We start from the raw sequence: 20,698 nt of genomic DNA, 5'->3' as shown, positions 1-20,698 counted from the left end.
CTTCGCGGACGACAGCCTCCGGTGCGGTGGCCGACCTTCGTGGACGACGGCCTCCAGCGCGACGGCGAGCGATTGCGGACCAGGACCTCCGGTGCGGTGGCCGACCTTCGTGGACGACGTGGCCTCCGGTGCGGTGGCCGGTTGTCAGGCTGGTGGGACCGGCAGGGTGTCCACGAACAGCGCGCCCGCGAGCAGGGCACCGCTGCCCCGGGGGCTCCACCCGCGGGCGTGGAGATCGTCGTCGAGGGCGGCCAGTCCCGAACGCCCCGCCTCCGTCGACGTGCCCCCCGCTTCGAGCACCCCCCGGGCGCCGGCCTGCACATGGCGGAGGCCATGGGGACCGGCCGTGTACAGCAACTCGGTGTCCTGGAGCGTGGACATGACGGTGAGGAGGGCGTCGAGACGGGCGCACGGCTCGGGCACACGGGCCGAGCGGGCGGCGGCGAGCGCGTCCAACGCCCTACGCACGTGAGGGAATCCGGCCCGCGCCTCACCGCGCGCACCGGCCGCGCCGTACTTCGCCGAGACGGACGAGCCGCGGGAGGGCCGCCGCGGTGCCCGCCGGTCCGCGTGCGCCGCGATCCGCTTGGCCGTCGCGGTGACCCCGGTTCCGTGGGCCCCGGGATCCAGAGCCGCCGCGGCGACCAGCAGCCCCAGAGCCCACAGGGCGCCCCGGTGGCCGCCGCCCGTCAGGGCCACCGAGTGCTCGGTGCACCGGCCGATCGAGCCCAGCTCCGCGCGGAGTTCGGGCGTGGCCCGGCCGGTGCGGCGGGCGGCGGCGGCCATGGCCGTGAGGCCGGGCGTGAGCGCCTTGGCTGACCAGCGCAGGGAACACAGGTCCCGGCGGGTGGCCCGGGCGCCGAGGTCGCGGGGGTCGGGCAGCCCGGGTTTGGGAGTCAGCTCCAGTTGCCGGGTCAGCGCGGCCACCGCGGCCCGGGCCAGCGCCTCGTCGTCCTCGCGGCCGCTCATCGACGTATCCCTTCCCCCGAGGGCGCCGGCGGTGAAGGCACCGGAGCCGAACCCTGCTGCGTGGGAAGCGAAGCTAGCCGCGTCAGCCCTCAAGAGCCTGGGCGCACGCTGTCACCTGGCTGTGGACTCCGGGACGCGGGAAGCCGGCGGCGCGTCAGGCCGGCAGCAGCGAGGGGACCGTCCTCCACTTGAGGATCTTGTCGAAGCTCACCACCGCACCGCCGCGCCCCGGCCTGTTGCCGATGTGGACGTGGTCGGCGAGCTCACGGATCAGACACAGCCCCCGGCCGTGCTCCGCGTCCTCGCCGGCCTGGCGGAGCAGGGTGCGCGTGTTCCCGGCCGGAAAACCGGGGCCGAAGTCGGCGACCTCGATACGGCACTGGTCTCCGTCGAGGTAGGCCGTCACCCGGTACGCCTCGCAGGAGGGGTCCCTCACGTCGTCCCCGCCGTGCTCGACGGCGTTGGCGCAGGCCTCGGTGAGAGCCACGGAGAGGTCGTACGAGATGTCCGGGTCGACGCCGGCGCTCTCCATCGTGCCGAGCAACAGACGTCTGGCGAGCGGAACACTCGCAGCCTCGCGCCGCAAATGGAGTGACCACCAGATGCTCATGCTCCAGCCTCCCGGCCGCGGCTCGACATACCGTTACGTATTGCCGCAACGACCCGTGCGCAATCGCATACGCGACGTGATGCCGCCCATACGGCCGACGCGCTCACATGAGGGAGCGGTGTATGCGCGAGCGATCGGACGCCGGCCGTCGGCCCTTCGGCCGCCCGCCGTACGGCGGACGGACCGGTCACAAGCCGTCAATCGGACCTGCCGCACGAGACACGGGCGCCCAGTGCGATGATGAGCCGGCCATGACTGCCCCCCACCAGCGTTCGGCGCGCTCCGGAGCAGGCCTCCGGACCCTGAGGGCCGCGGTGTTCGCCGCGGTCTGCGTCGTGCTGGCCGCGGCCGGACACGGGATCGCCTCCTGCGCCACGGCCCCCCTGTGGACACTGGGCGCCGGATTCCTCGCGGTCTTCGCCGTCGCCGCGGCGCTGGCGGGCCGCGAGCGCGCGCTGCCGGGCATCGTGGCGCTTCTCGCGCTCGGCCAGACGGTGCTGCACACACTCTTCGGACTCGGTCTTCAGGCCTCCGCGACGGCCACCGGTTCCATGGGCTCGATGGCGTCGGGCATGCCGATGTCCGACGCCACGCTCGTGGCCCGGGCCGCCCGCCTGGTGTGCGGTACGGCCGCGGCGGCGATCACCCCCACGCAGGCCATGAAGATCCTCGCCGACGCGCGGATCGACACGGGCATGACGGGGATGACGGGCATGACGTCGTCCATGCGCCATGCCGCGGACGCGGTGCCCGCCGGCGCGGGTACCGCGATGCCGGTGCTGCCCTCCCTGCCGATGCTGCTCGGCCACGTACTCGCGGCCGTCACCGCCGGATGGGTGCTGCGCCACGGCGACCTGGCCCTCCTGCGGCTCATGCGCCTGTCGGCGCAGGGAGTCACCGAAGCGGCGCTCGTACGGTCCTTGCGCGCCGCGCTGACACTCGTACGCGCCCTGCGTACGGGACTTCCCGGGGCGCCCGAGATCGCGCGCACGCCTCGCACCGCGCTGCTCGCGCCCCTCGCTCCACGGACGACCGCTCTTCAGCACACCGTCGTCCGGCGCGGGCCGCCCGCCTCCACCGCGCTCGCCCTCGTCGCCTGACACGACGCGCCGCTTCACGGAGATCCACGGAACGCCCCGGTCCCGGAGTCCTCGACTTCAGGGATCCGACGGGCTTCACGGACCTTCTCGAAGGGACGCGGTCGTGCCGCACGCGCGCGTGCCCGCCGGTCTCCCCGGGGCGCCGTTCGGCCCCCCGCGCGGGACACCTCGGCGCACACGCGTCCCCTTCGTCATCGGATGAAAGTGGAGTGTTTCCTTCCATGAAGGTTTCTCGTCTCGCCGCCGCCGGCACCGTCGCCGCCACGGCCGTTCTCGCCCTGTCCGCCCCCGCGTTCGCGCACGTCAGCGTGCAGCCCGAGGGGGTCGCCGCCAAGGGCGGCTACACGGTCGTCGACTTCAAGGTGCCCAACGAGCGCGACAACGCCTCGACCACCCAGGTCGAGGTGAACCTCCCGGCCGACCACCCGCTGGCCTCCGTCATGCCGCAGCCGCTCGACGGCTGGACCGTGAAGGTCACCAAGTCCAAGCTGGACAAGCCGGTCACCGCGCACGGCGAGAAGATCAGCGAGGCCGTCACGAAGGTCACCTGGACCGCCGACGGCAAGGGCATCGAGCCGGGCTTCTTCCAGAAGTTCCCGCTCTCCATCGGCGCACTGCCCGAGGACACCGACTCCCTCGTCTTCAAGGCCGTCCAGACGTACTCCGACAAGGAGATCGTGCGCTGGATCGAGCCGCAGAAGGAGGGCGCGGACGAGCCCGAGCACCCGGCTCCGACGCTCGCGCTCTCGGCCGCGACCGAGGCGGGTCACCACGGCGGCACCGCCGCGAAGGACGCCTCCCACACGGAGGAGACGGCGGAGCACACCACCGGGACGGCTGCTGCCGCCGCCGCGGACGGCAGCGACACCACGGCGCGCGTACTCGGCGCCGCGGGCATCGTCGTCGGCCTGGCGGGCGTGGCGTACGGCGTTCTGGCCGGCCGGCGGCGTACGAACGCCTGAGGTGCCGGCACCCGCCTGAGGTACTGAGACACACCCGCTCCTGGTGGGCACCGGAGGGTCGCGGACGCGGCTCTCCGGACCGGCCGGACCGGATCGGACCCGCTTGCGGTCCCGTCCCGCCCGGCCCTTCGGCCTCGCCCGACCCCCGGTGTCCACCGGAGCACTCACATCTGGGACATTTTCCTATGCGCAAGAAGACGTACGCGACGGCCGCCCTGTTCGTCGCCGCCGCACTGGCCCTCTCCGCCTGCGGCAGTGGCGACGACAGCGCCGAGCCGGTCGCCGTCGTGTCCGCCGAGGCCGGCTCCGCCAAGGCCGCCACGGTCCTCGACAACCCGTTCGAGAAGCCGGACCTCGTGCTCACCGACACGACCGGCAAGAAGTACGACCTGCGCGCGCGGACCAAGGGCAGGCCGACGCTCGTCTACTTCGGCTACACCCACTGCCCCGACGTCTGCCCCCTGACGATGAACAACCTCGCCGTCGCCAGGAAGCAGCTGCCGAAGGCCGAACAGGACAAGCTGCGCGTCGTGTTCGTCACCACCGACCCGGCCCGCGACACACCCGCCGCGCTCGGCACCTGGCTCAAGGGCATCGACCCCGACTTCATCGGCCTGACCGGCGACTTCGCCACCATCCAGGCCGGCGCCCGCAGGCTCGGCATCACCATCGAGCCGACGACCAAGGACAAGAACGGCAAGACCGTCTCCGTCCACGGCACCCAGGTCATCGCCTTCTCCCCGAAGACCGACGCGGGCTATGTGCTGTACGGCGAGAGCGCCACCGTCGACGACTACACCAAGGACCTGCCCAAGATCGTCGAGGGGAAGAACCCGTGAGCCGCCGTACGGGCCGCCGCGCGGGGCTCCTCGCCTCCTGCGCCCTGGTCATGGCCGCCGCCGGGACCCTCTCGGGCTGCGGCCCGGACGGCTCCTCCTCGTCCCCGGCCCGTCCCGAACTCGAGGTCACCGGCGCCTACATGCCCGTCCCTGGCATGGCCACGATGGCGGCGGGCTTCTTCACCGTCACCAACTCCGGCGGCGCCGACACCCTCACCTCCGTCACCAGCGACCTCTCGGACGACGTGACCATGCACGCCACCGTGGACGGCGCGATGGAGGAGAAGAAGTCCTTCGCCGTGCCCGCCGACGGCACCCTGGACTTCGCCAGCGGCGGCAACCACCTCATGTTCGAAAAGCTCACCCACAAGCCCGGACAGGGCGAGAAGGTGTCCGTGAAACTGCACTTCGCCAAGTCCGGCACCGTCAGGATCTCCATGCCGGTGAAGCCGGCGACCTACAACCCGAAGACCGGACACTGAGGGAGGCCTCACCGTGAAACCGACCATCGCCCCCCGCTTCAGGACCCTTCTGCTGCTGTTCCTCGCCGTCTGCGGCGCGCTCCTCGTGGGCGCCGCGCCCGCCTCCGCGCACGCCGCGCTGACCGGGAGCAACCCGACGCAGGGATCGGTGGTCGACCAGGCTCCCACCCAGGTCTCGCTCACCTTCTCCGAGCAGGTCTCGCTGAACGGCAACTCGCTCCAGGTGCTCGACCCCAAGGGCGACCGGGTCGACGCCGGCGGCGCGAGCGACCTGGGCGGCGACACCTACGGCCTGAAGATGCGCCCGGGGCTGCCCGACGGCACGTACACCGTCACCTATCAGGTGGTGTCGGCGGACAGCCACCCCGTCTCCGGCGCCTTCACCTTCTCCGTCGGCGCCCCCTCGCAGACCTCCGTCGCGCTGTCCGGCCAGGCGGTGGGCGGCGGCGTGGTGGGCTTCCTCTACGGAACCGCGCGCTACTTCTCGTACGCGGGATTCATCCTGCTCGTCGGCGGCGCCGCCTTCGTCCTGGCCTGCTGGCAGCGGGGCTCGGGCATCCGGCCGGTGCAGCGGCTCGTGGTCGGCGGATGGCTCACCCTGACCGCCTCCACCCTCGCCCTGCTGCTCCTGCGCGGTTCGTACGTCGGGTCCGGCAAGGCCGGCGACATCTTCGACATGACCCTGCTCGGCGAGGTGCTCCAGACCAAGTCGGGCGCCGCGCTGGTGTCGAGGCTGCTGCTGCTCGCCGCGGCGGCGCTGTTCATCGCGGTGCTGTTCGGCGCGTACGCGAGGCGCGACGAGGACGAACGGGCGGACGGCACGGACGACGGTTACGGCGAACCGGCCGAGACCGCGGAGGCCCGCGCCGGTGACGGCGAGGACCGGGCCACGCACGGCCAGGAACCGGCCGAGGACCCGGCCGACGAGGCCGGTCGTTCGGCCGCGGAGAAGAACGACCTCACCTTCGGGCTCGCCGTCGGCGGCGCGGTCGTCGCGGCCGGTCTCGCCGCGACCTGGGCCATGGCCGAGCACGCCTCGACCGGCCTCCAGCCGGGCATCGCGATGCCCGTCGACGTCCTGCACCTGCTGGCCGTCGCCGTCTGGCTCGGCGGTCTGTCGACCCTGGTGGTGGCCCTGTTCCGGGCTCCCGCTGAAGCACCGATCGAGGCGGCGGCCGTGCGCCGGTTCTCCCGCTTCGCGTTCGGCGCCGTCCTCGTGCTGGTCTCGACCGGGATCTACCAGTCGTGGCGCCAGCTCGGATCCTGGTCGGCTCTCACCGGCACCGGGTACGGGCAGCTGCTGCTCGTGAAGGTCGCTCTGGTGGCCGTCCTCGTGGGCATCGCGTGGTTCTCACGGCGCTGGACGGCCCAGCTGGCGGAGGCGACGGTCCCCGAGGCCGCCGCCGTCGTCGTGGAGCAGCGCTCCGAGGTGAGGACACCCGCCACGGTCCCCGCCGACTCCCGGCGCGCCGCCCAGCTCGCCCGGCAGCGGGCCGCCATGGACTCCACCCGCGACAAGCGGGTCCGCGAAGCCGACCCGCACCGCTCGGGCCTGCGGCGCTCGGTCCTCGCCGAGGCCGGGGTCGCGGTCGTGCTGCTCGCGGTCACGACCGTGCTCACGGCCACCGAACCGGGACGCACGGCCGAGGCGGCCCGGCAGGCCACCGCGTCCGCCTCCCGGCGCTCCGGACCGCTGTCGCTGAAGATGCCGTTCGACACGGGCGGCCAGGACGGCAAGGGCACGGTGGAGGTCACCCTCGACCCGGCCCGCGTCGGCGGCAACCAGATGCACGTCTTCGTGCTCCGGCCGAACGGCAAGGCCTTCGACGTGCCCGAGGTGAAGGTCGCCTTCACGCTCACCGCGCGGAATGTCGGCCCGCTGCCCGTCGCCCCCGACCGGGTCGCCACCGGACACTGGGCGGCGAGCGGAGTACAGATCCCCATGGCGGGCGACTGGAAGATCGCGGTGACCGTGCGCACCTCCGACATCGACCAGGCCACCGTGAACAAGACCGCGCAGATCGGCTGAACCTGACCATGGCTGACCAGTCCACCCCGGGGCCCTCCTCCCCCTCCGCCCGAAAGGGCCCGCCGACCGAGACCTCCCCCGGCGTCACCTCGTCGGGCGATTCCACGCAGGGGGTCATGTCGCGACGCCGACTGCTCGGCACGGCCGGCGCCACCGGGCTCGCGCTCGGAGCGGCGGGAGCGGCCGTGGGGTACGCGGCGGCGCCCTCTCCCGTGACGGCCGTCCCGCTGACCTCCGTCGGCGCGGACATGGCAATGTTTCACGGGAAACATCAGCCGGGCATCACCAGCACGCTCCAGGCGCGCGGCCACCTCGTAGCCTTCGACCTCACGGCGGGCGCGGGGCGCAGGGAGGCGGCCGCACTGCTGCGCCGCTGGTCGGTGACCGCCCAGCGGCTGATGGCGGGCGAGGCCGCGGCCCATGAGGACACCGATGTCGCGCGTAACGCCGGCCCGTCGTCCCTCACCGTCACCTTTGGCTTCGGACACAGCTTCTTCGCGCGTACGGGCCTGGAGAAGCAGCGCCCGGTCGCTCTGGACCCGCTGCCCGACTTCTCCTCCGACCGCCTCGACAAGGCCCGCAGCGACGGCGACCTGTGGGTGCAGATCGGAGCGAACGACGCCCTCGTCGCCTTCCACGCCCTGCGCGCGATCCAGAAGGACGCCGGCGCCGCCGCGCGAGTGCGCTGGCAGATGAACGGCTTCAACCGCTCGCCCGGAGCCACCGCCGGGCCGATGACCGCCCGCAACCTGATGGGCCAGATCGACGGCACCCGCAATCCGAAGCCGTCCGAGCCCGACTTCGACCGGCGGATCTTCGTCCCCGCCTCCGGCACCCCGGAGTGGATGGGGAACGGCTCCTACGCCGTGGTCCGCCGTATCCGGATGCTTCTCGACGACTGGGAGAAGCTCTCGGGCAAGGCCCAGGAGGACGTCGTCGGGCGGAAGAAGTCCACCGGGGCGCCGCTGAGCGGGGGCACCGAGACCACCACGATGGACCTGGACAGGGCCGACGCCGACGGCAATCCGGTCGTGCCGGTCAACGCGCACGCCCGCATCACCAGGCCCGACCAGAACGGCGGCGCCGCCATGCTGCGCCGCCCGTTCTCCTTCCACGACGGCATCGGGACCGACGGGACCCCCGACGCCGGGCTGCTCTTCGTGTGCTGGCAGGCCGACCCGGTGCGCGGCTTCGTCCCCGTCCAGCGCAAGCTCGACCGCGGCGACGCGCTCTCGACGTTCATCCGCCACGAGTCGAGCGGCCTCTTCGCGGTGCCGGGCGGCGCGGCGGAGGGGGAGTACGTGGGGCAGCGGCTGCTGGAGGGGTGAGGGGGCGCTGTCCGACCGGGCTTCGTACGAGCCTCGGCGCCCGGGTCCGAGCGGGCTCGGCGTAGACGCCCGTACGGCGTTCCGTACCGCAGTACCGGGCTCCGTATCGGGCTCTGTAGCGGCCTCTGTATCGGGCTCGGGGCCGGGGGTCCGCGGGCGTCGGACGCTTCGGGCGAGGCCCATTAGGGTGACGGTATGTCGGCGACGCGCTACACCTATCTCGGCCCCGAGGGTACGTTCACCGAGGCCGCCCTTCGCACGCTTCCCGAGGCCGCGACGCGGGAACTGGTCCCCATGGTGTCCGTCCCCGCCGCGCTCGACGCGGTACGCGGCGGCAAGGCCGCGGGCGCGCTCGTCCCGATCGAGAACTCCGTCGAGGGCGGTGTCACGGCCACCCTCGACGAGCTGGCCAAGGGCGACCCGCTGATGATCTACCGCGAGGTCGTGCTGCCGATCGCCTTCGCCCTGCTGGTCAGGCCCGGCACGGCGCTGAAGGACGTCAAGACCGTCACCGGGCACCCGGTCGCCCAGCCCCAGGTGCGCAACTGGCTGGCCGCGCAGCTGCCGGACGCCGTGTGGGAGTCGGCGGCGTCGAACGCGGACGGCGCCCGGCTGGTCCAGGAGGGCCGTTTCGACGCGGCCTTCGCGGGCGAGTTCGCCGCGTCCACGTACGGCCTCGAACCGCTGGTGACCGAGATCCACGACGCGGCGAACGCCGAGACCCGCTTCGTGCTGGTCGGCCGCCCGGCCCGGCCCGCCGCGCCCACCGGCGCCGACAAGACGTCCTTGGTCATCTGGCTCGGCGACGACCACCCCGGAGCGCTGCTCGAACTGCTCCAGGAATTCGCCGTCCGCGGCGTCAACCTGATGCGGATCGAATCCCGTCCGACCGGCCGCGGCATCGGCAATTACTGCTTCTCGGTCGACGCCGAGGGCCACATCACGGACCGTCGCGTGGGCGAGGCGTTGATGGGCCTCAAGCGGATCTGCCCCCAGGTGCGCTTCCTCGGTTCCTATCCGCGGGCCGGTGTCGCCCTGGAAAACGTACGGCCGCTGCGGCCCGGTACGTCGGACGACGAGTTCTCCGTGGCCTCGGACTGGCTGGCCCGCTGCGCCGACGGCCGGTTCTGAGCGGCGGATCCACGCCCGTCCCAGCGTTTCCCGCAGGTCCCGCCTGCTGATTTCCGTCATCCACAAAGTTATCCACAGGCATGCTTCTCGACCTGGGGACAAGTCGACAACGAAGCACTACATCATCGACAAATCGGCTACTCGACCCAAGTCCGTCCACACCCCTACGCGTCCCTCTTCGTCTACCCTTTTCCATTGATCAACCCTATAGAGCGAATCGTTTACACCCGAAAGTGGCTGTACAGAGGGTTTGGACCGGGAATTCCTCAGCCGACGAAGAGGGATCGGAATGATCAATTCCGACATCCACAGATCTTCCACACAGCCTGTGGATAACTAGCGGCGGGGCCCGCCCCCTGTGGACAACCCGGCCCGCAAGTCCCGCCCCGCGCAAGGAAATCCGGTCAACCGACAAAGCGCCGTCTGCCCCGTTTCAGGGAGTAGGCCCCTTTTCCTTGACGTCGTTCGGTGATCAAGAGATCCGGTCCGGCATTTCACTCATACCGTGACAGCCCTCACTCTCTGGAATATCGGGTCGTTGACGGGAAGCGGGCACCGGTAGCCTTGGAGGGTGATTGACCTTCGCCTGCTTCGTGAGGACCCCGACCGTGTTCGCGCCTCCCAGCGCGCCCGTGGAGAGGATGTCGCGCTCGTCGACTCCCTCGTCTCCGCCGACGAGCGGCGCAGGTCGTCCGGCGTCCGCTTCGACGAGCTGCGTTCCGAGCAGAAGTCGCTCGGCAAACTGATCCCCAAGGCGTCCCCGGACGAGCGCGCCGAGCTGCTGAAGAAGGCCGAGCAGCTCAAGACCGACGTCAAGGCCGCCGAGGCCGAACAGAACGAGGCGGACGAGGAGACCAAGCGGCTCCTGCTCCGGCTCGGCAACCTGGTGCACCCCGACGTCCCGGTCGGCGGCGAGGAGGACTTCGTCGTCCTGGAGACGCACGGGATCATCCGCGACTTCGCCGCCGAGGGCTTCGAGCCCAAGGACCACCTGGAACTCGGCGAGTCCCTGGGCGCCATCGACGTCGAGCGCGGCGCCAAGGTCTCCGGCTCCCGCTTCTACTACCTGACCGGCGTCGGCGCGCTCCTGGAGCTCGCCCTCGTCAACGCCGCGATCGCCCAGGCCACCGAGGCCGGCTTCACGCCGATGCTGACCCCGGCCCTGGTCCGCCCGCGCGCCATGGAGGGCACCGGATTCCTCGGCCAGGCCGCGGAGAACGTGTACCACCTGGAGAAGGACGACTACTACCTGGTCGGCACCTCCGAGGTCCCCCTCGCCGCGTACCACATGGACGAGATCCTCGACGCCGACAAGCTGCCGATGCGCTACGCCGGCTTCTCGCCGTGCTTCCGCCGCGAGGCGGGCACGTACGGCAAGGACACCCGCGGCATCTTCCGCGTGCACCAGTTCGACAAGGTCGAGATGTTCTCGTACGTCGACCCGGCGGACGCCGAGAACGAGCACAAGCGGCTCCTCGACTGGGAGAAGCAGTGGCTCACCGGCCTCGAGCTGCCCTTCCAGGTGATCGACGTGGCCAGCGGCGACCTGGGCGCCTCGGCGTCCCGCAAGTTCGACTGCGAGGCGTGGATCCCGACCCAGGGCAAGTACCGCGAGCTGACCTCGGCCTCCAACTGCGACAGCTTCCAGGCCCGCCGCCTGTCCGTCCGTATGCGCGACGGCAAGAAGGTCCAGCCGCTCGCCACCCTGAACGGCACGCTGTGCGCCGTCCCGCGCACCATCGTCGCGATCCTGGAGAACCACCAGCTCGCCGACGGTTCGGTCCGGGTCCCCGAGCTGCTGCGGCCCTACCTGGGCGGCCGTGAGGTTCTGGAGCCGATCTCCAAGTGACCAGCACCACCGGTTCGGCGGGAGCGTCCGGGGCCACCGCGCCCGGGACGTTCCCGTACCGGCTCGTCGCGACCGATCTCGACGGGACGCTGCTGCGTTCCGACGAGACGGTCTCGGCGCGTACGCGTGACGCGCTGGCCGCGGTGACCGAGGCGGGCGCGGCCCACATCGTCGTCACCGGGCGCGCGGTGCCCTGGACGCGGCACATCCTCGACGAGCTCGGCTACCGCGGTCTCGCGGTCTGCGGTCAGGGCGCGCAGGTCTACGACGCGGGGGAGCACCGGCTGCTCACGTCGGTGACGCTGGACCGGCAGCTGGCCGGTCTCGCGCTCGCCAAGATCGAGGCGGAGGTCGGGCCGCTGCTGCTGGCCGCGAGCCGCGACGGGCTCGACGGCGACGTGCTGGTGGGTCCTGGCTACCGCAGGCTGGAGGGCGCGCTGCCGGTCGTACCGATCAAGGACGCGGCGGACCTCTGGTCGGCCCCTCTGAACAAGGTGTACGTCCAGCATCCGACGCTCTCCGACGACGAGCTCGCGGCCGTGGCCGTGAAGGTCGCGGGCGGACTCGTCGGCGTCACGATGGCGGGCCCCGGAGTCGTGGAGCTGCTCCCGCTCGGCCTCTCCAAGGCGACGGGGCTGTCCCTGGCGGCCAGGCGACTGGGCGTCAAGGCCGCCGGCACCATCGCCTTCGGCGACATGCCGAACGACCTTCCGATGTTCGCCTGGGCGGCCCACTCGGTGGCCATGGCCAACGCCCACGACGATCTCAAGGCGATCGCGGACGAGGTGACGTCCTCGAACGAGGAGGACGGGATTGCGCTCGTACTGGAGCGGTTGCTGACGGGGCCGTAGCTCGGTTCCGGCCGGTTCTTCTGTCTCGTGCGGAGGATGCGCGGATCGAACGCGCGCGGGGTTTCACCCCCGACCACGGCTTAGCAAGCCGGTGCCTTCCCACTCGGCCAATCCTCCGGGTGGGCGGCCCGCGCGGTGACGCGCGCTCGAAGCGGCCGCCCCGGGCAACTCCCCCTGCGAGCGGGTTCGACGGAGGGGTAACTACTCCGGAACCCGCCGTGGGCTGCCCTGTCGGGAGCTCGACGAACTGCTCCTGATGAACATCGTCGCGCTCCTCTCCCGGACCGTGGCGCCGGCTCGACGCGGCGGCGTGTACACAACCACTGTGCCCGTACGCCGACTTGGGCGCCACCGATTAAAGGGCGGGTCCGCGGGGGCTCACTTGCGGCGCCATCTGCGCCGGCGGCCCTTTCCGAAGAACCACCCGGCGGGCGGCTCGTCGGAGCGCCAGGGCTGCGGATCAGGACCGCCCTCACGCCACCGGGCGGCGAGCATGCGCGCGCGGGCCGACGGCTCGGTCGTCTCCGCGGAGCGTATGAAGTACTCGTCGAGCACCAGGTCCTCCCACGGCTCCCCCACCGTGTCCCCGGGCCCGTCCCCGGACCCCTCACCGGAGCCGTTCCCGGCCTGGTCCCTGCCGCCGGCTCCTGGTTCCTCGGTCGTCATCCCCGTTCCTCCCGGCCGTGCGTCCCCGTTCCGGCCAGTGTGCCCGGACCCGGGTGAAGCCGCTGTCAAGGAAAAGAGGGCTCCCACGCGCGGGTGCCCGTGACGGACACCGCGCGCGTGGGAGCCCTCGTTCACTCCTCGCCGGCCACCTTCAGCGACCGCAGCCGCTGCCCCGCGTACCAGGTGGCGAGGACGGTGACCACGACCAGCAGGACCGTCGCGGTCGGCAGGCTCACGTCGGAGGTGACGAGGTCACCGCCGGTCACCTTGTGGCCCACGGCGAGCGCCCACTGCTGGACGCTGAGCGTGCGCGCGCCGGACACCAGGGACCCGAACAGGGCCTCCCAGACGAGCGCGTAGACGAGCCCGAAGACCACCGCGTGCCGGGTCACGGTCCCGAGGAGCAGGAACATGGCGGCGTAGGCGATCGAGGCGACCAGGGCGGCGACGGTGTAGGCGACGGCGATCTGCTGGCCGTTGCCGTTCAGGATCATGCCCGCGATGAAGGTCGGCACCGCCGAGAAGGCCATGGTGACGGCGACCGCGACGATGAGCTTGGTGAAGATGATCGTGGGCCGCTTCAGGGGCTTGGCCAGCAGATACACCACCGAGCCGTCGTCGATCTCGGGCCCGATCGCGCCCGTGCCGGCGATGACGCCGATGATCGGCACCATGGTGGCGAGGGCGAACCCGCCGAGCAGGTCCGAGGCCACCTGGTCGTCGGCTCCGGAGAAGCTCCGGACGGCCAGGGAGATCACGATGAGCAGGACGGGCAGGACGCCGAGGATGAGGGCCCTCCGGCGGCCGAGCAGGCCCCGGTAGGTGAGCCGGGCGACTGTGGGGTCGTACATCTTCGGCCTCCTACGCCGCGACGAGATACGAGAAGACGGATTCGAGCGACTCGTCGGACGGCGACACGGTCAGCAGCCGGATGCCGTGCTCGCGCGCGAGCTTCGGCAACAGGGCGGTGAACCGGCCGAAGTCGACGGCCTGGACGCGCAACGCGCCTTCGGCGAGGTCTACTTCGATGCCGGACGTCGACGGGTCCGCGATGAGCGCCGCGGCCAGTGCCCGGTCGTCGCTCGAGCGGACCAGGTAGCGGTGCGGGCGGTCGGTCATCAGCCGGCGGATGCGCCGGAAGTCGCCGCTGGCCGCGTGCCGTCCGGCGACGATCACCTCGATGTGGGCGGCGAGTTGCTCCACCTCTTCGAGGATGTGGGACGAGAACAGCACGGTGCGGCCCTCGTCGCCCATGCGGCGCAACAGGTCCATGAGCTGCATGCGCTGGCGCGGGTCCATGCCGTTGAACGGCTCGTCGAGCAGGAGCAGCGAGGGGTCGTGGACCAGCGCGGACGCCATCTTCACGCGCTGGCGCATGCCCTTGGAGTACGTGGAGATCTTGCGGTCCTGCGCGTACTCCATCTCGACGGTGGCCAGCGCGCGGTCGGCGGCCTTGGTACCGAGGCCGTGCAATTCGGCGTTGGCGACGACGAATTCGCGTCCGGTGAGGAAGTCGTACATCGCCTCACGTTCGGGGACGATGCCGATGTGGCGGTAGATGTCCTCGTTGCGCCAGGTCGGGCGGCCGTCGAGGGTGACGGTGCCCGTGGAGGGGGCGAGGAAGCCGCCCATCATGTTGATGAGGGTGGACTTGCCGGCGCCGTTCGGGCCGAGCAGGCCGGTGACCCCGGGGCCGATCGTCATCGTGATGTCGTTGACCGCCACCACGTTGCCGAACCAGCGCGAGACGTGGTCGATGCTGAGCGTGGTCACAGCCCCGCCTTTCGGTAGCGGCGCATCAGGAGGCCATAGCAGCCCGCGATGAGACCGAGGACGACGACGAGGTAGACGACGCCCTGCGCGGACGAGGGGCCCACCTCGCCGGGGAAGGCGGAGGAGGCGCCCAGGAAGGCCGTCTGGACTCCGTCGATGAGCGTGATCGGCGAGAAGAGCCCGATCCACGGGACGGCTCCGCTGCTGGACCGCTCGAAGGCGATGGCCTGGACGGTGGAGACCGCTCCGTAGGAGATGGTCAGGGCGGCGATGACGGCGGCGATGCCGAAGCCGCGGCGCGGGGTGATCGCCGAGATGACCAGGGCGATGCCGGCGAAGAGCAGGGACAGCAGGGCCACGGAGAGCAGCCCCTGTCCGAAACCCTTGCTCTGGTCGGCGAAGTCGAGCTTGGCCAGCAGCGCCCCTACGTAGAGCACGATCAGCGGAGCGGCCGTGAGGACGAACAGCGCCGAGGCCAGGGCCGCGTACTTGGCGCGCACGTAGTCGGCTGTCTCTATGGGGCGCGAGAAGTACAGCGGAATGGTCTTGAAGCGCAGGTCCCGTGAGACCGCCTGGGGGCCCTGGGAGGCGACGTACAGGCCGATGACCGCCTGCATGATCACCGCGTAGCGCGTGTAGTCGACGGGCAGGTCCTTCGCCTTGGTGGCGACCGCGACGGCCACCATGATCAGCGCGGGGACGCACATGACCACGAAGAGCAGCATCGGCAGGACCTTGGACTTGACCGAGCGGCCGAGGCCGTAGGCGCCGCGCAGGGACTGCGAGTAGAGGGAACGGCGGGCATAGGCGCGGCCGAGTCGCGGGCCGTCGTAGTTGCGGTAGCCGATGTTGTGGATACGGGTCTGCTCACCCGGCTGGGTGAGGGGGTTCTCAACTGCCATGGCCGACCGCCTCCTTCCGCTGGTCGTCGCTCTCGGTGAAGACCTCGGCGATGTGGTGCCTGCGCTGTTCCATGCGGACCAGTCCGAGGCCGAGGTCGGCGACCACGTCGCGGACGAGGTCGTACGTGTCCTCGCTCTCGGCGGTGAGCAGCAGGATGTGTCCGGCGCCCGGCAGTCCGCCGCCGTCGTGGGTCTCGATCCCGCGCGCGTGGAGCACCTCGCGCATCGCGCCCGTGCCGTCCGGGTGTTCGTCGCTGTCGGTGACCTCGACGGCGAGGGTGGTGGTGGTCTTGGTGAAGTCCATGGTGGAGCTGGAGCGCAGCAGCTTGCCGCCGTCGACGACCACGACGTGGTCGCAGGTCCGCTCCAGTTCGCCCAGGAGGTGCGAGGTGACCAGCACCGAGATGCCGAAGTCCGTGTGGATGCGGCGGATCAGTCCGAGCATGTCGTCGCGGCCGACCGGGTCGAGGCCGTTGGTCGGCTCGTCGAGGAAGACCAGCCGGGGGTCGTGGACGAGGGCCTGCGCGAGTTTGACGCGCTGCTTCATGCCGGTCGAGTAGCCGCCGATGGGACGGTAGCGCTCCTCGTACAGGCCGACATGGCGCAGGGTGTCCGCGGTGCGCTCGCGGGCCGCGGCCGGCGGCAGCCCGGACATCCGCGCCATGTGGACGACGAACTCGGTGGCCGAGACGTCGGGCGGCAGGCAGTCGTGCTCGGGCATGTACCCGACCCGCTCACGGATGGCGGCGCCCTCGGTGGCGACGTCGAGGCCGAGCACATGTGCGCGGCCCTCGGTGGCGGGGGACAGACCCAGCAGGATCTTGATCAGTGTGGACTTGCCGGCTCCATTGGCTCCGACGAGTCCGGTCACACCGGGCCCGACGTCCACGGAGAGCCGGTCAAGCGCGGTCACCCGTGGGTACCGCTTGCTCAGGCTTTCGGTCGCGATCACAGTCACGCTTCGACGGTAGTGGCGCACACCACAGGGGTCGTCAGCCCACGGAGGTGGATCCGCGTCAGCCTCCAGGCGTACGGGCCCGTAGGGGTCACCCTCAGGTACGGGTACCGGGCGCCCGGCCGGACCCGCGCCGCCGGTTGTCCACAGGCGGACCACGGGCCTATTGACGCAGCCTCTAACAACTGTCACATTCGCCAGTGTCACGTTACGGGCACGTACCGCAGTCGGTGCGGACAGGTGGGGCGGTGGCATGACGACGGCCATGACAGGCGAACTCTCGGCGGAGCTGCGGGGGTTCAGAGAGGTCCAGCGGCTCGCGTACGAGTGCGCGGAGGCGGTCGCGGCGCAGCTGAAGCCGGGCGTCACCGAGCGGGAGGCGGCGCGCATGCAGCGGGTGTGGCTGCGTGAGCGCGGGGTGCGGGACTGGTTCCATCTGCCGTTCGCCTGGTTCGGCGACCGCACGGCCTTCGCCGGTTTCCGGATCCCGTTGCAGTTCTTTCCCACCGACCGCCGGCTGGAGCCGGGGATGCCCTTCATCCTCGACATGGCGCCGGTGCACCGGGGCTTCACGGCGGACATCGGGTACGCGGGCTCGCTCGGGCCGAACCCCGTGCAGGACAGACTGCTGGCCGATCTGGAGGCGCACCGCGAGCTGATCCTGCGCGAGGTGCGCGAGCGGCGGCCCCTGCGCGAGATCTACGAGGACGTCGACCGCCTGATGGTCCGCCAGGGCTGTGCCAACCGGCACCGCGCGTATCCGTTCGGCGTGATCGCGCACAAGGTGGACCGGGTGCGGGAGCGGCCCTGGTCCCCGCATCTGTTCGGGTTCGGCGTCCAATCCCTGAAGGGGCTGGCGAGCGACGCGCTGCGCGGGCACCGGGAGGGCTGGTCCCCGCTGTGGTCGCCGTACACATTCTCCGACCACCCTCCCCGGCCGGGGCTGTGGGCGGTCGAACCGCACCTCGGTTTCCGGGGTACGGGCGCGAAGTTCGAGGAGCTCCTGGTCGTCACGGACTCCCGGGACCCCGAACAGAGCGCGTTCTGGCTCGACGACGATCTGCCGCACGTGCGGCGCTGGGCGGAGGACGAGTGAGTCTCGTGGGGGCGCGCGAGCGCCGGGTACGGACGGGCGGGATCGAACTGTGTGTCGCCGAGCTGGGTGACGCGAGGCAGCCGACCGTGGTGCTCGTGCACGGTTATCCGGACTCCAAGGAGGTGTGGTCCGAGGTCGCCGTGCGGCTCGCGGACCGCTTCCATGTCGTGCTGTACGACGTGCGGGGGCACGGCCGGTCGACGGCGCCGCGGCCCCTGCGCGGCGGGTTCACGCTGGAGAAGCTGACGGACGACTTCCTCGCGGTGATCGACGCGGTCAGCCCCGGCGAGGCGGTGCATCTCGTGGGCCACGACTGGGGTTCGGTGCAGTCGTGGGAGTTCGTCACGGTCGCCCGCACCGAGGGCCGGATCGCGTCCTTCACCTCCCTGTCCGGTCCGTCCCTGGACCACTTCGGTCACTGGATCAAGCGGCGGATGCGACGGCCCACCCCGCGAAGGATCGGCCAGCTCCTCGGCCAGGGCGCCAAGTCCTGGTACGTGTACATGCTGCACACACCGGTGCTGCCCGAACTGGCCTGGCGCGGACCTCTGGGCAAGCGGTGGCCGAAGATCCTCCAGCGGCTGGAGAAGGTACCCGCGGGTGACTATCCGACCCCGTCGCTGCCGTCCGACGCCGCGCACGGCGCGTGGCTCTACCGCGACAACGTACGGTCGCGGCTCGGCCGCCCCCGCGAGGACGCGTACGCGCACGCGCCCGTGCAGCTCATCACGCCCCTGGACGACGCCTTTCTCTCCGAGCGGCTCTACGACGAACTGGAGAAGTGGGCCCCCGATTCTGTGCGCCGCACGCTGCCCGCCAAGCACTGGGTCCCACGGACCCGTCCCGACCGATTGGCCGCCTGGATATCGGAGTTCGTGACGGCCAACGAGGGCCGGGAGACCGGAGTGCCGGCGCCCGGGCCGGTGGCCTCCGGAAAGCACGCGGACCGGTTCGGCGGGCAGCTCGTGCTGGTCACCGGCGCCGGCAGCGGCATCGGGCGGGCCACCGCGTTCGCGTTCGCCGAGGCCGGTGCGCGGGTGGTGGCCGTCGACCGGGACGCGGAGGCCGCAGCCCGCACGGCGCAGATGTCCCTGCTGATCGGCTCGCCCGCGGCCTGGGCGGAGACGGCCGACGTCAGCGACGAGCAGGCCATGGAGAAGCTCGCCGACAAGGTCTCCACCGAGTACGGCGTGGTGGACGTGCTGGTGAACAACGCCGGGATCGGACTCTCCGGTTCCTTCTTCGACACGACGACGGAGGACTGGAGGAAAGTCCTCGACGTCAATCTGTGGGGGGTGATCCACGGCTGCCGGCTCTTCGGGAAGCGGATGGCCGAGCGCGGGCAGGGCGGTCACATCGTCAACATCGCGTCGGCGGCGGCGTATCAGCCCTCGAAGGCGCTGCCCGCCTACAGCACCTCCAAGGCGGCCGTACTGATGCTGAGCGAGTGTCTGCGCGCGGAGCTGGCCGGACAGGACATCGGCGTCTCGGCGGTCTGCCCCGGCTTCGTCAACACGAACATCACCTCGACCGCGCGGTTCGCCGGGGTCGACGCGGCCGAGGAGAAGCGGCGCCAGAAGAAGTCGGCGCGGCTCTACGGGCTGCGCAACTATCCGCCGGAGAAGGTCGCCGACGCGATCCTGCGCGCGGTCGTCCGCGACGAGGCGGTGGTTCCGGTGACCCCGGAGGCGCGCGGCGCCCACCTCCTGCACCGCTTCGCGCCGAGGGCGCTGCGGGCGATCGCCCGCATGGAGCCGCCCCTGTGAGCGAACGGGCGGCAGACGCGGCGGACAGCCCGCCGGAACCGCCCGCCCCGGCTCGGGCCGCCGCCGGCCCGCGGCACGCCGCCGCCGCTCGCAACAGGGCTTTCCGGGAAGGGCTGTTGCCAGGGCGCAAGCGGTTCGGCGCGGCCATATCGCCCTGTCCGCGCCGGTCGTACCATCCGTCGCGGAAGGGTTCACCGCTCGGGCCGTCGGTTGTCCTGCGAGGTCACCCGCGGCGCGGTCGGCCGTGGAGGGCAGTCGGCGGTCAGTCGGTCGGCGGTCAGTCGGTCCGCGGGTGGGGGCGGTCAGCGTCGGGCGGTCGGGCAGCGGCTTCCCGGGGGCCGGGGCGGAGGCGGGAGGGGCGGGAGAGATGAGCGACGAGGCGGGCGGGGTCGCGTACCGCATCGAGGACCTGGCGCACCGCAGTGGCGCCACGGTCCGGACGATCCGCGCCTATCAGGACCGCGGACTGCTGCCCCGCCCGGAGCGGCGCGGGCGTGCCAATGTGTACGCGGACGCCCATCTGGCGCGGCTGCGGCAGATCGCCGAACTCCTGGACCGCGGCTACACGCTGGCCTCGATCAAGGAGCTCCTGGAGGCCTGGGACGCGGGCCGGGGACTCGGCGGGATACTCGGCCTGGTCGCGGAGGTCGACGGACCGTGGACCGACGAGGAGGCCGCCCGGATCTCCCGGAGCGAGCTGGCGGAGCGGTTCGGCGGCCGTCCCGACGACGCTGCGGTGGCGGAGGCCGTGGAGCTGGGCGTGCTGGAGCCCGTCCCGGGGGACGAGGACATCTTCCTCGTCCCGAGTCCTCAAGAGCTCTCCGCGGCGGTCGAGTTGTACAACGCGGGAGTTCCGCTGTCCGCGATCGCCTGCCATTTGCGGGAGTTGAGGGGTCAGGTCGAGCACATCGCCTCCCGGTTCCTGGAGTTCACCACCGAGCACGTCTTCGCGCGCTATCTGGGGGAGAGCCCGCCGAGCGACGCGGAAGCGGCCGAGGCCGCCTCGCTCGTACGGCGGCTGCGACCTCTCGCGCAGCAGGCGGTGGACGCCGAACTGGCCCGTGCCATGCGCCATTTCGCGACTCGTCACCTGAGCCGGCAGCTCGCGGCGGGACCGTTCCCGGTGGAGCCCGGGGGCGCACGTCCGGTGGAGATGGCCGCCGGGACAATGCGGGCCGTGGAGCGGCTTGTTGGTGTTGAACATGCGGCCGCGTTCGTGACGGCTGCGACCGAACGGGAGCTACAGACACGTACGTTGGACCGGCTGACGGCAAACACCGCTCATCGCACCATTGTTGACGAAACACCTTGAACCGCATGCCCGTTGTCCACAGCTTCGCCAATTCGCCTGTGGATAACGCGACTTGGTTGTGGATCAAACCTCCTATCC

General features: G+C 71.4%; 19 protein-coding genes and 1 tRNA gene. 12 read left to right on the top strand and 8 right to left on the bottom strand.

Annotated elements, in window-relative coordinates:
• Positions 1-144: 144 nt before the first annotated feature.
• Together ABZV42_RS06420 and ABZV42_RS06415 are read right to left on the bottom strand one after the other, a co-directional pair.
• A complete protein-coding gene (locus tag ABZV42_RS06420) occupies positions 145-969 on the bottom strand; it encodes a triphosphoribosyl-dephospho-CoA synthase (protein WP_355983522.1) in 825 nt (274 codons plus the stop codon).
• A 154-nt stretch (positions 970-1,123) separates the two neighbouring features.
• On the bottom strand, positions 1,124-1,579 hold the full coding sequence (locus ABZV42_RS06415; RefSeq protein WP_355983523.1) for an ATP-binding protein: 456 nt from the start codon (positions 1,577-1,579) through the stop codon (positions 1,124-1,126).
• Positions 1,580-1,830: 251 nt separating this feature from the next.
• Here ABZV42_RS06415 and ABZV42_RS06410 point away from each other — a divergent pair, with 251 nt between their 5' ends.
• The 9 genes from ABZV42_RS06410 (at position 1,831) to ABZV42_RS06370 (ending at position 12,150) form a co-directional block, all read left to right on the top strand.
• On the top strand, positions 1,831-2,679 hold the full coding sequence (locus tag ABZV42_RS06410; protein ID WP_356051009.1) for a hypothetical protein: 849 nt from the start codon (positions 1,831-1,833) through the stop codon (positions 2,677-2,679).
• A gap of 221 nt (positions 2,680-2,900) precedes the next feature.
• Positions 2,901-3,641: a YcnI family protein gene (locus tag ABZV42_RS06405; RefSeq protein ID WP_356051008.1), complete on the top strand. Its 741-nt coding sequence runs from the start codon at positions 2,901-2,903 to the stop codon at positions 3,639-3,641.
• 185 nt (positions 3,642-3,826) lie between these two features.
• Positions 3,827-4,480 carry an SCO family protein gene (locus ABZV42_RS06400; RefSeq protein WP_356051007.1) on the top strand — a complete coding sequence of 218 codons (654 nt, stop codon included), beginning with the start codon at positions 3,827-3,829 and terminating at the stop codon, positions 4,478-4,480.
• A 50-nt stretch (positions 4,481-4,530) separates the two neighbouring features.
• Positions 4,531-4,962 (top strand): copper chaperone PCu(A)C, encoded by a 432-nt coding sequence (locus tag ABZV42_RS06395; RefSeq protein ID WP_355983597.1) that lies wholly within the window; start codon positions 4,531-4,533, stop codon positions 4,960-4,962.
• 13 nt (positions 4,963-4,975) lie between these two features.
• On the top strand, positions 4,976-6,991 hold the full coding sequence (locus ABZV42_RS06390) for a copper resistance protein CopC (protein WP_356051006.1): 2,016 nt from the start codon (positions 4,976-4,978) through the stop codon (positions 6,989-6,991).
• Positions 6,992-6,999: 8 nt separating this feature from the next.
• Positions 7,000-8,319, top strand: coding sequence for an iron uptake transporter deferrochelatase/peroxidase subunit (gene efeB / locus ABZV42_RS06385; RefSeq protein ID WP_355983528.1), 1,320 nt, complete (start codon positions 7,000-7,002; stop codon positions 8,317-8,319).
• A gap of 195 nt (positions 8,320-8,514) precedes the next feature.
• Complete coding sequence (pheA, locus tag ABZV42_RS06380; RefSeq protein WP_356051005.1) at positions 8,515-9,450, top strand: prephenate dehydratase; 936 nt, start codon at positions 8,515-8,517, stop codon at positions 9,448-9,450.
• A 571-nt stretch (positions 9,451-10,021) separates the two neighbouring features.
• Complete coding sequence (gene serS, locus ABZV42_RS06375; protein ID WP_355983530.1) at positions 10,022-11,299, top strand: serine--tRNA ligase; 1,278 nt, start codon at positions 10,022-10,024, stop codon at positions 11,297-11,299.
• The gene (locus ABZV42_RS06370; RefSeq protein ID WP_355983531.1) at positions 11,296-12,150 is read left to right on the top strand and encodes a Cof-type HAD-IIB family hydrolase; all 855 of its coding nucleotides are present in this window, start codon (positions 11,296-11,298) and stop codon (positions 12,148-12,150) included. The genes serS and ABZV42_RS06370 overlap by 4 nt, the downstream gene beginning before the upstream one ends.
• A 30-nt stretch (positions 12,151-12,180) precedes the next feature.
• On the opposite strand, the gene ABZV42_RS06365 is transcribed toward ABZV42_RS06370, so the two are convergent.
• The 6 genes from ABZV42_RS06365 to ABZV42_RS06340 form a co-directional block, all read right to left on the bottom strand.
• Positions 12,181-12,267: transfer RNA gene (locus ABZV42_RS06365), tRNA-Ser, on the bottom strand.
• Positions 12,268-12,528: 261 nt separating this feature from the next.
• The gene (locus ABZV42_RS06360; RefSeq protein ID WP_356051004.1) at positions 12,529-12,816 is read right to left on the bottom strand and encodes a hypothetical protein; all 288 of its coding nucleotides are present in this window, start codon (positions 12,814-12,816) and stop codon (positions 12,529-12,531) included.
• Positions 12,817-12,947: 131 nt separating this feature from the next.
• Entirely contained in the window at positions 12,948-13,667 is a 720-nt protein-coding gene (locus tag ABZV42_RS06355; RefSeq protein ID WP_355983533.1) for an ABC transporter permease, read from the bottom strand.
• A gap of 10 nt (positions 13,668-13,677) precedes the next feature.
• Positions 13,678-14,589: an ABC transporter ATP-binding protein gene (locus ABZV42_RS06350; protein WP_355983534.1), complete on the bottom strand. Its 912-nt coding sequence runs from the start codon at positions 14,587-14,589 to the stop codon at positions 13,678-13,680.
• Positions 14,586-15,491 carry an ABC transporter permease gene (locus ABZV42_RS06345; protein WP_355983535.1) on the bottom strand — a complete coding sequence of 302 codons (906 nt, stop codon included), beginning with the start codon at positions 15,489-15,491 and terminating at the stop codon, positions 14,586-14,588. The genes ABZV42_RS06350 and ABZV42_RS06345 overlap by 4 nt, the downstream gene beginning before the upstream one ends.
• The gene (locus ABZV42_RS06340; RefSeq protein WP_355983598.1) at positions 15,481-16,443 is read right to left on the bottom strand and encodes an ABC transporter ATP-binding protein; all 963 of its coding nucleotides are present in this window, start codon (positions 16,441-16,443) and stop codon (positions 15,481-15,483) included. The genes ABZV42_RS06345 and ABZV42_RS06340 overlap by 11 nt, the downstream gene beginning before the upstream one ends.
• A 256-nt stretch (positions 16,444-16,699) precedes the next feature.
• Here ABZV42_RS06340 and ABZV42_RS06335 point away from each other — a divergent pair, with 256 nt between their 5' ends.
• From ABZV42_RS06335 to ABZV42_RS06325, 3 genes are all read left to right on the top strand, one after another.
• On the top strand, positions 16,700-17,542 hold the full coding sequence (locus tag ABZV42_RS06335) for a M24 family metallopeptidase (RefSeq protein ID WP_356051003.1): 843 nt from the start codon (positions 16,700-16,702) through the stop codon (positions 17,540-17,542).
• Entirely contained in the window at positions 17,539-19,308 is a 1,770-nt protein-coding gene (locus tag ABZV42_RS06330) for an SDR family oxidoreductase (protein WP_356051002.1), read from the top strand. The genes ABZV42_RS06335 and ABZV42_RS06330 overlap by 4 nt, the downstream gene beginning before the upstream one ends.
• A gap of 367 nt (positions 19,309-19,675) precedes the next feature.
• A complete protein-coding gene (locus tag ABZV42_RS06325; protein ID WP_356051001.1) occupies positions 19,676-20,620 on the top strand; it encodes a MerR family transcriptional regulator in 945 nt (314 codons plus the stop codon).
• The last annotated feature ends 78 nt before the right edge of the window (positions 20,621-20,698 follow it).

Source organism: Streptomyces sp. NPDC005281 (assembly GCF_040607495.1).
Classification (GTDB): Bacteria; Actinomycetota; Actinomycetes; order Streptomycetales; family Streptomycetaceae; genus Streptomyces.
The sequence above is the reverse complement of the archived record's forward strand: the minus strand, read 5'-3'. Positions and strand labels throughout refer to the sequence as shown.